Annotated in this window: 10 protein-coding genes and 1 pseudogene; 3 read left to right on the top strand and 8 right to left on the bottom strand. The window is 72.2% G+C overall.

Going from position 1 to position 8,566, the window contains the following annotated elements; all coding sequences use genetic code 11:
* Window positions 1-112 precede the first annotated feature (112 nt).
* From der to ACWGJB_RS03485, 6 genes are all read right to left on the bottom strand, one after another.
* A complete protein-coding gene (gene der, locus ACWGJB_RS03510) occupies window positions 113-1,591 on the bottom strand; it encodes a ribosome biogenesis GTPase Der (protein WP_453378619.1) in 1,479 nt (492 codons plus the stop codon).
* A gap of 77 nt (window positions 1,592-1,668) precedes the next feature.
* Window positions 1,669-2,256 (bottom strand): lysophospholipid acyltransferase family protein, encoded by a 588-nt coding sequence (locus tag ACWGJB_RS03505; RefSeq protein ID WP_453379021.1) that lies wholly within the window; start codon window positions 2,254-2,256, stop codon window positions 1,669-1,671.
* A gap of 134 nt (window positions 2,257-2,390) precedes the next feature.
* A complete protein-coding gene (cmk, locus tag ACWGJB_RS03500) occupies window positions 2,391-3,077 on the bottom strand; it encodes a (d)CMP kinase (RefSeq protein ID WP_453378618.1) in 687 nt (228 codons plus the stop codon).
* Window positions 3,078-3,173: 96 nt separating this feature from the next.
* Window positions 3,174-4,259 carry a prephenate dehydrogenase gene (locus ACWGJB_RS03495; RefSeq protein ID WP_453378617.1) on the bottom strand — a complete coding sequence of 362 codons (1,086 nt, stop codon included), beginning with the start codon at window positions 4,257-4,259 and terminating at the stop codon, window positions 3,174-3,176.
* Window positions 4,256-4,618, bottom strand: a complete 363-nt coding sequence (aroH, locus tag ACWGJB_RS03490; protein ID WP_453378616.1) for a chorismate mutase — start codon at window positions 4,616-4,618, stop codon at window positions 4,256-4,258. Before aroH ends, ACWGJB_RS03495 begins: the two co-directional genes overlap by 4 nt.
* 96 nt (window positions 4,619-4,714) lie before the next feature.
* Window positions 4,715-5,158, bottom strand: a complete 444-nt coding sequence (locus tag ACWGJB_RS03485) for a YidB family protein (protein WP_453379020.1) — start codon at window positions 5,156-5,158, stop codon at window positions 4,715-4,717.
* Here ACWGJB_RS03485 and ACWGJB_RS03480 point away from each other — a divergent pair.
* From ACWGJB_RS03480 to ACWGJB_RS03470, 3 genes and pseudogenes are all read left to right on the top strand, one after another.
* Window positions 5,143-5,283, top strand: a pseudogene (locus ACWGJB_RS03480) (hypothetical protein); the annotation flags it as partial. The gene ACWGJB_RS03485 and the pseudogene ACWGJB_RS03480 sit on opposite strands and share 16 nt — an antisense overlap.
* A 96-nt stretch (window positions 5,284-5,379) precedes the next feature.
* On the top strand, window positions 5,380-5,868 hold the full coding sequence (locus tag ACWGJB_RS03475; RefSeq protein ID WP_453379019.1) for a Rieske (2Fe-2S) protein: 489 nt from the start codon (window positions 5,380-5,382) through the stop codon (window positions 5,866-5,868).
* Window positions 5,869-5,890: 22 nt separating this feature from the next.
* Window positions 5,891-6,577, top strand: coding sequence for a nucleotidyltransferase domain-containing protein (locus ACWGJB_RS03470; RefSeq protein WP_453378615.1), 687 nt, complete (start codon window positions 5,891-5,893; stop codon window positions 6,575-6,577).
* Here the strand turns inward: ACWGJB_RS03470 and ACWGJB_RS03465 are convergent.
* Both ACWGJB_RS03465 and ACWGJB_RS03460 read right to left on the bottom strand, forming a co-directional pair.
* A complete protein-coding gene (locus ACWGJB_RS03465) occupies window positions 6,574-7,596 on the bottom strand; it encodes an ADP-ribosylglycohydrolase family protein (protein ID WP_453378614.1) in 1,023 nt (340 codons plus the stop codon). The genes ACWGJB_RS03470 and ACWGJB_RS03465 overlap by 4 nt on opposite strands.
* The gene (locus ACWGJB_RS03460) at window positions 7,593-8,312 is read right to left on the bottom strand and encodes an NUDIX hydrolase (protein ID WP_453378613.1); all 720 of its coding nucleotides are present in this window, start codon (window positions 8,310-8,312) and stop codon (window positions 7,593-7,595) included. Before ACWGJB_RS03460 ends, ACWGJB_RS03465 begins: the two co-directional genes overlap by 4 nt.
* Window positions 8,313-8,566 lie beyond the last annotated feature (254 nt).

Here is an 8,566-nt window from a genome sequence, read left to right as displayed (position 1 = left end):
CGGTCCCCCCCCGCCCCCCGCTCGGGGCGGCCGGGGGCGCGGGGGGGTGCGGTCGGGCGTTGCGGGGGGGGCGGCCCCCCGGGGCCGCCCCCCCCCCCCCTCAGGCGTACGGCTACTTCTTCCGGCCGCGCTTCTCGCGCACCCGCACGGAGATATGGATCGGGGTGCCCTCGAAGCCGAACTCCTCGCGCAGCCGGCGTTCGATGAAGCGCCGGTAGCCCGCCTCGATGAAACCGGAGGCGAAGAGGACGAACCGCGGGGGCTTGGTGCCGGCCTGGGTGCCGAACAGGATGCGGGGCTGCTTGCCGCCCCGGACCGGGTGCGGGTGGGCCGAGACCAGCTCGCCGAGGAAGGCGTTCAGGCGGCCGGTGGGGACGCGGGTCTCCCAGCCGGCGAGGGCGGTCTCGATGGCGGGGACCAGCTTCTCCATGTGGCGGCCGGTCTGTGCGGAGACATTGACCCGGGGCGCCCAGGCGACCTGGCCGAGCTCGGTCTCGATCTCGCGTTCCAGGTAGTAGCGGCGCTCCTCGTCGAGGGTGTCCCACTTGTTGAAGGCGACGACGATCGCGCGGCCCGCCTCGACGGCCATGGTGACGATCCGCTGGTCCTGGACCGAGATGTTCTCGGAGGCGTCGATCAGGATGACCGCCACCTCGGCCTTCTCGACGGCGGCCGCGGTGCGCAGCGAGGCGTAGTAGTCGGCGCCCTGCTGGAGGTGGACGCGCTTGCGGATACCGGCGGTGTCGACGAACTTCCAGGTGATCCCGCCGAGTTCGATCAGCTCGTCGACCGGGTCGCGGGTGGTGCCGGCGAGTTCGTTGACGACGACCCGCTCCTCGCCCGCCACCTTGTTGAGAAGGGAGGACTTGCCGACGTTCGGGCGGCCGATGAGCGCGATGCGGCGCGGGCCGCCGACCGCCGTGCCGAAGGTCTGCTCGGGCGCCTCCGGGAGCGCCTCCAGGACGGCGTCGAGCATGTCGCCGGTGCCGCGGCCGTGCAGGGCGGAGACCGGGTGCGGCTCGCCGAGGCCGAGGGACCAGAGGTAGGCCGCGTCGGCCTCGCCGCTGAGTCCGTCGACCTTGTTGGCGGCCAGCACGACGGGCTTGCCGGCCTTGCGCAGCAGTCGTACGACCGCCTCGTCGGTGTCGGTCGCGCCGACCTTGGCGTCCACCACGAAGACGACCGCGTCGGCCGCCTCGATCGCGTACTCGGCCTGGGCGGCCACGGAGGCGTCGATACCGAGGACGTCCTGCTCCCAGCCGCCGGTGTCGACGACCTTGAAGCGGCGGCCCGCCCACTCGGCCTCGTAGGTCACCCGGTCGCGGGTGACACCGGGCTTGTCCTCGACGACGGCCTCGCGGCGGCCGATGATGCGGTTCACGAGCGTCGACTTGCCGACATTCGGGCGGCCGACGACCGCGAGCACGGGCAGCGGCCCGTGGCCCGCCGCCTCGATGGCACCCTCGACATCCTCGATGTCGAAGCCCTCTTCGGCGGCGAGCTCCATGAACTCCGCGTACTCGGCGTCGCCGAGCGCCCCGTGGTCGTACTCGTGCTCAGCCGAGTCGCCGGGCTGGATGTGGTCGTTCATGAAGTCCGTACCTCGTCGTTCATCGTGGTGATCGGTGGATAGGCCCCGTATCGGGCCGATCCACTACTTAGTGTCGCCTAGCGTCCGGTCAGACGCCTGGCGTTTTCCAGGTGGCCGGTGAGCTGCTTCTGGATGCGCTCGGTGGCCTGGTCCAGGGCGGTGCGGGTGCGCCGGCCGCTGCCGTCGCCCGCCTCGAAGGGGTCGCCGAAGACGACGTCCACGCGGGCGCGCAGCGGAGGCAGCCCCTTGACCAGCCGTCCGCGCCGCTCGGAGCTTCCCAGCACGGCCACCGGCACGATCGGCGCCCCGGAGCGCACCGCGAAGTAGGCGAGGCCCGCGCGCAGCGAGGCGAAGTCGCCCTCACCACGGCTGCCCTCGGGGAATATGCCGAGCACTCCCCCGGCCGCCAGCACGCCGAGCGCGCGGGTGACCGCCGTGCGGTCGGTGGACTGCCGGTCCACCTTCAGCTGGCCGATCCGGTTCAGGAACGGGTCCAGCGGCCCGATGAACGCCTCCTTCTTGATGAGGAAGTGCGTCGGCCGGGGCGACACGCCCATGACCATCGGGCCGTCGATGTTGTGGGAGTGGTTCACGGCGAGGATGGCCGGGCCGTGCGCCGGCATCCGCCAGGCGCCGAGCACGCGCGGCTTCCACAGCCCGTACATGAGGCCGACACCGATGCGCCGCCCCACCTCGGCGCCCCGCTGCGACGGAATCGACGGTGTCGACGGGTTCGACAGGTTCGACGGGTTCGACGGGTTCGACGGGTTCGACGGGTTCGACGGGTTCGACGGAAGGCTCACTTCCCCGCCCGCTTCTCCTCGACGAGGGTGACGACGCACTCGATGACCTGGGCCAGCGTCAGCTCGGTGGTGTCCACCTCGACCGCGTCGTCCGCCTTGGCGAGCGGCGAGGTCTTGCGGGTGGAGTCGGCCGCGTCCCGCTTGACCAGGGCCTCGCGGGTGGCGTTGACGTCGGCGCCCTTGAGCTCGCCGCTGCGCCGGGCCGCGCGGGCCTCGGCGGAGGCGGTGAGGAAGATCTTCAGGTCGGCGTCGGGCAGCACGGTCGTGCCGATGTCCCGGCCCTCGACGACGATCCCGGTCTCGGTGGCGTTGGCCAGCGACCGCTGCAGCTCGCTGATCCGCGTGCGCACCTCCGGGACCGCGCTGACCGCGCTGACCTTGGAGGTGACCTCCTCGGTGCGGATCGGGCCGGCGACGTCCAAGCCGTCGACGGTGATCGTCGGGTGGGCCGGGTCGGTCCCGGAGACGATCTCCGGCTTGCCGGCGACCGCGGCGATGGCGGTCGGGTCGGTGAGGTCGATGCCGTTGTTCACCATCCACCAGGTGATCGCCCGGTACTGGGCGCCGGTGTCCAGGTAGCTCAGGCCGAGCTGGGCGGCCACGGACTTGGACGTGCTCGACTTGCCGGTGCCCGAGGGGCCGTCGATCGCGACAATCACGGGCTTTGCGGCGCCGTTTTCCACGGGGGGACACCTTCCGGGTGCAGGGTGGTGGGTGGTGTGCGGGGCGCCGTCGCGCCCCGCACAAGGTTACCGGCCCCCACGACCGCCTGATTCAGCCTATTGCCGCAGCGCCCAGCCGCGGTCCCGCAGCGCCGCGGTGAGCACCGGCACCGCCTTCGGCTCCACCCAGATCTGGACGTGACCGGCCTGCTGTCCGGTCGCGTGCTCGATGCGCACGTCCTCGATGTTGACCCCGGCCGCACCGGCGTCCGCGAAGATCCGGGCCAGCTGGCCGGGCTGGTCGTCGATGAGCACCGCCACGACCTCGTAGACGCGGGGCGCGGACCCGTGCTTGCCGGGCACCCGGACCTGGCCCGCGTTGCCGCGCCGCAGCAGGTCCTCGATGCCGGACCCGCCCTCGTGCCGCTTGGCGTCGTCCGAGGACTGCAGGGCCCGCAGCGCGCGCACGGTCTCGTCGAGGTCGGCGGAGACGTCGGCGAGCAGGTCGGCGACCGGGCCGGGGTTCGCGGAGAGGATGTCGATCCACATCCGGGGGTCGGAGGCGGCGATCCGGGTCACGTCCCGGATGCCCTGCCCGCACAGCCGTACGGCCGCCTCCTCGGCGTGCTCCAGACGGGCCGCGACCATGCTGGAGACCAGGTGGGGCATGTGGGAGACCAGGGCGACCGCGCGGTCGTGGGCGTCGGCGTCCATGACGACCGGCACGGCACGGCAGTGCGAGACCAGCTCCAGGGCGAGGTTCAGCACCTCTGTGTCGGTGTCCCGGGTGGGGGTGAGCACCCAGGGGCGGCCCTCGAAGAGGTCCGCGGTGGCCGCCAGCGGCCCGGACTTCTCCCGGCCGGACATGGGGTGGGTCCCGATGTACGACGACAGGTCCAGGCCCCGCGCCTCCAGCTCGCGCCGCGGGCCGCCCTTGACGCTGGCCACGTCGATATAGCCGCGGGCCAGGCCCCTGCTCATCGCGTCGGCGAGGACGGCGGCCACATGGGCGGGCGGGGCGGCGACGATCGCCAGGTCGACGGGGCCCTGCGGGGTCTCGTCGGTGCCGGCGCCGAGCGCGGCCGCCGTACGGGCCTGCTCGGGGTCGTGGTCGGCGAGGTGGACGACGACGCCCCGCTGGGAGAGGGCGAGTGCGGCGGACGTACCGATGAGACCGGTACCGATGACGAGCGCGGTTCTCACTGGGCGATGTCCTTGCGCAGGGTGGCCGCGGCGCCGAGGTAGACATGGTTGATCTCGGTGCGGGGCCGGTCGGACTCGATGTGCGCGAGGATCCGGACGACCCGGGGCATGGCACCCTCGATGTCCAGCTCCTGGGCGCAGATCAAGGGCACGTCGACGATGCCGAGCTTGCGCGCGGCGGCCGCCGGGAAGTCGCTGTGCAGGTCGGGCGTGGCCGTGAACCAGATGCTGATCAGGTCGTCGGCGGTCAGCCCGTTCCGCTCCAGGACGGCGGTGAGCAGCGCTCCGACCTGCTCGTCCATGTGACCGGCCTCGTCCCGCTCCAGCTGGACGGCCCCACGGACCGCTCGTACCGCCACGGCGCTGCTCCTGTTCTGACGTCGGCGCTTGATCCGTCCAGCCTAGTCAGACCGCCGGCGGCCCGCTGCGCGGTGCCCGCCCGCTGAGACGACGGCTCACCGGGACTGCTGCCCGACCAGGTCCTCGACCGAGGCCTGCGGCACCTCGCCCGCGGGGGTCGACCTGTCGACGGCCTGGGGCAGCTCCTGGGCGATCCTGTCCGCGGCCTGCCCCGGACTGACGCCGGCGTGTTCGGTGACCCGCTGGAGGGTGTCGTCGGGCAGGGCCCGCTGGATCCGGTCGCCGGTGGGCTGGTCAGTGCCGGTGCCGACCCAGGAGTCCTTCTGCGCGGTGAGACCGGACCTGGCCAGGCTGTCGAGGAGGCCGTCCAGCGAACCGCCGCCCTGGCCCTCACTGAGGGCGCCGATCAGCGTGGACAGCAGTCCGGCGCCGTTCCCGTTGCCGCCCAGCAGGCTGCCGAGTATGCGGTCGAGATCGTTGCCCGCCATGGCCGCGCCTTTCGGGAGTCTTCTCGGTACCGGTTGTGTCCCGTCGCCAATCTGACCCGGATCGCCCCGTCCCGCTACTCGGGGTGAAACGCCCCGTGGCGGTGCGCCGCCGCCACGCGTTGAGCTATCAGACGTACGAATCGCGCGTTTTATGGCACTCCATCACGACTTGCTTCTTCTTCGGTGCTTTCAGTGCCAAGATGCTGCTGCTCCGCTCGGAGCGACTCCCTGGCGTCCGCCATCTGGTTCTTTCGCACGTTCGGAGTGACGACATGCCCGACGGATCCACCCGCCGCACAATGCTCACGACGGGCGCGTCGGCGCTCGCCGTGTGCTGCGTGGGATGCAGCAACAGCAACAAGAGCTCCTCCAGCTCCTCCGAATCACCCGCCGCCTCCGAGTCGGCCTCGGCATCCGCTTCCGCCTCGGCTTCCGCCGAAGCGTCCTCGTCCGGGTCGGCGAGCGCGGCCGCCGGGAAGGCGCTGGCGCAGACCAGCCAGATCCCGGAGGGCGGCGGCATGATCTTCAAGGAGCAGAAGATCGTGGTGACACAGCCGAAGAAGGGCGAGTACAAGGCCTTCTCGGCGATCTGCACCCACGAGGGCTGCACGGTGGCGCAGGTGGCGGACGGCACCATCGACTGCCCCTGCCACGGCAGCAAGTTCCACATCGCCGACGGCTCGGTCGCGCACGGCCCGGCCACGAGGCCGCTGCCCGCCAAGTCCATCACGGTGAGCGGAAATTCGATCACCCTGACGTGACCGGCCGCGTACGCTCCCGGGCATGCAGCCCGAGGACCTGGTACGCGACCACACGATCTACACCTGTGTCATGGGGTCGCGGGCCTTCGGGCTGGCCACGGAGGACAGCGACACCGACCGCCGGGGCGTGTTCCTCGCCCCCACGCCGCTGTTCTGGCGCTTCGAGAAGCCGCCGACGCATGTGGAGGGCCCGGGCGAGGAGCGGTTCTCCTGGGAGCTGGAACGGTTCTGCGAGCTGGCGCTGCGGGCCAACCCCAACATCCTGGAGTGCCTGCACTCGCCCCTGGTCGAGCACATCGACGACACCGGCCGCGAACTGCGCGGCCTGCGCGGCGCCTTCCTCTCCCGGCAGGCGTACGACACCTTCACCGGCTACGCCCTGAGCCAGCACCGCAAGCTCGACGCCGACGTCCGGGTGCACGGCGCCCCGCGCTGGAAGCACGCGATGCATCTCCTGCGGCTCCTGAGGAGCGCCCGCGATCTGCTGCGCACGGGCGAGCTGACGATCGACGTCGGCGCCGCGCGCGAGTCACTCCTGGCGGTGAAGCGCGGCGAGGTCCCCTGGCCGGAGGTCGAGACCCGGATCACCCGGCTCGCCGAGGAGGCCGAGCAGGCCCTGCACGGCAGCCCACTCCCGGCGGCACCGGACCACGCGCGCGTGGCGGACTTCCTGCTCCGGGCCCGCCACGCCTCGGCTCTCTCCTCCTAGGCGTCCCAGAGCGCGCCCAGGGCCTGCAGGTCGCCTCGGTACTCGATGCGGTCGGCCCACTCCGTCGGCCAGGCTTCGACGCCCAGCCAGGCGCCCGCGAAGGCACCGGTCAGACAGGCGATGGAGTCCGAGTCGCCGGAGGAGCAGGCGGCCCGGCGCAGGGCCGTCACCGGCTCGTCGGGGAAGAGCAGGAAACACAGCAGCCCGGTGGCCAGGGCCTCCTCGGCGATCCAGCCGGCGCCGGTGGCCAGGCACGGGTCGGCCTCCGGGGAGGCGGTCCGCACGGCCTCCTGGAGGCGGTCGAGTATCGCCAGGCACTCGTCCCAGCCGCGCGCGATGAACGCCTCGGGGGTCGGGTCCTGGCTCCGGGTCCACAGGTCGCCGAGCCAGGTGTGGTGGTAGTGGGTGCGGTTGTCGACGGCGTACGACCGCAACTGCCCGACCAGAGCGGACGGTTCGGTCCCCGTCGCCAGCAGTCGCACGGCACGCGCGGTGAGGTCGGAGGCGGCCAGGGCGGTGGGGTGGCCGTGGGTGAGGGCGGACTGCAACTGGGCTGCGCCGGCCCGCTGTTCGTCGCTCAGCCCGGGCGCGAGCCCGACCGGCGCGACCCGCATGTTGGCCCCGCACCCCTTGGAGCCGATCTGGCTGGCGTCCTGCCAGAGCCGCCCCTCCTCCTTCAGCAGATTGCAGGCCGTCAGACAGGTCCGTCCGGGCGCCCGGTTGTTCTCGGGCGACTGGTACCAGTTGACGAACTCCTCGCGCAGCGGCCGCTCCAGCCGCTTGGGCGCGAGCACTCCCCGGTCCATGGCGGTGCGCAGCCCGTGCCCGACCGCGAGCGTCATCTGTGTGTCGTCGGAGACGAAGGCCCGCCCGGGCAGCTCCATCTCCCGCCACGGCCCGCACTTGGCGAGGATCGAGGGCACGTCGTTGAACTCGGTCGGGAAGCCGAGAGCGTCCCCGAGGGCGAGACCGATCAGGGAGCCGCTGGCGGCACGCTTGTACGCGAGGTTCGAGGTCATGCGGGGCGTCCTTCCCGGGACGGGCGGAGCAGGGGGGGATGGAGCGTGGCGGCGGCGCCCGCGCGGTAGAGCGCGGCGGGCTTGCCACGGCCGCCGGTCAGCCGGGCGGCACCCGGCACCGGTTCGACGAACCCGGGTGTGGCGAGCACCTTGCGGCGGAAGTTGGGGCGGTCCAGGTCGACGCCCCACACGGTCTCGTAGACGTTCTGCAGCTCGCCGAGCGTGAACTCGGGCGGGCAGAAGGCGGTGGCCAGGCAGCTGTACTCCAGCTTCGCGCCGACCCGGTCATGGCCGTCGGCCAGGATCCGCTCGTGGTCGAAGGCGAGCGGCCGCGCCGGTTCGTACGGCAGCCAGCGCGCCTGGGCCGCGTCGCCGCCGCCGTGCGGTTCGGGCGCGTCCGGCAGCAGCGCTGTGAAGGCGACGGAGACGACCCGCATCCTCGGGTCGCGGTCCGGCTCGCTGTAGGTGCGCAACTGCTCCAGGTGCAGTCCCGACACGTCCGACAGTCCGGTCTCCTCGGCGAGTTCCCGCCGGGCCGCCGCCTCGGCCGACTCCCGGGGCAGCACGAAGCCGCCCGGCAGCGCCCACTGTCCGGCGTACGGCTCCTGCCCGCGCTCGACGAGCAGCACGTGCAGGGCACCCGCGCGGAGGGTGAGGACGGCGAGGTCGACGGTGACGGCGAAGGGTTCGTAGGCGTACTTGTCGTAGCCCCGCATGCGCCCGTCCACCCCCTCGATCTCGTTGCTCGTTGCTCGGTACTGGTTGCCCGAACCGACTAATAGTCGCTACGACTATAAAGTTGTGGCAGGTCACCGCGCAAGCCCTCAGCGGCCGCTGGAGCCCCGTTCCCGGATACGACGACGGGGGGGGGGGGGGGGGCGAGGGGGCCCCCGCCCCCCCCCCCACCCCCCCCCACAACACGCGGTGGAGTAGAGATGCGGGGTGGGGTAGTGTGTGTGAGAGGCATAAT

This window comes from Streptomyces sp. NPDC054813 (genome assembly GCF_053611365.1).
Note: the sequence above shows the minus strand (reverse complement) of the source record. Positions and strands in the feature narration are given on the sequence as shown.

What these genes read in the sequence shown, in the direction of transcription:
- der (WP_453378619.1), bottom strand. Translation starts at nt 1,591, where the DNA reads ATGAACGACCACATCCAGCCCGGCGACTCGGCTGAGCACGAGTACGAC.
- ACWGJB_RS03505 (WP_453379021.1), bottom strand. Translation starts at nt 2,256, where the DNA reads ATGTACGGGCTGTGGAAGCCGCGCGTGCTCGGCGCCTGGCGGATGCCG.
- ACWGJB_RS03475 (WP_453379019.1), top strand. Translation starts at nt 5,380, where the DNA reads ATGCCCGACGGATCCACCCGCCGCACAATGCTCACGACGGGCGCGTCG.
- ACWGJB_RS03470 (WP_453378615.1), top strand. Translation starts at nt 5,891, where the DNA reads ATGCAGCCCGAGGACCTGGTACGCGACCACACGATCTACACCTGTGTC.
- ACWGJB_RS03465 (WP_453378614.1), bottom strand. Translation starts at nt 7,596, where the DNA reads ATGACCTCGAACCTCGCGTACAAGCGTGCCGCCAGCGGCTCCCTGATC.
- ACWGJB_RS03460 (WP_453378613.1), bottom strand. Translation starts at nt 8,312, where the DNA reads ATGCGGGGCTACGACAAGTACGCCTACGAACCCTTCGCCGTCACCGTC.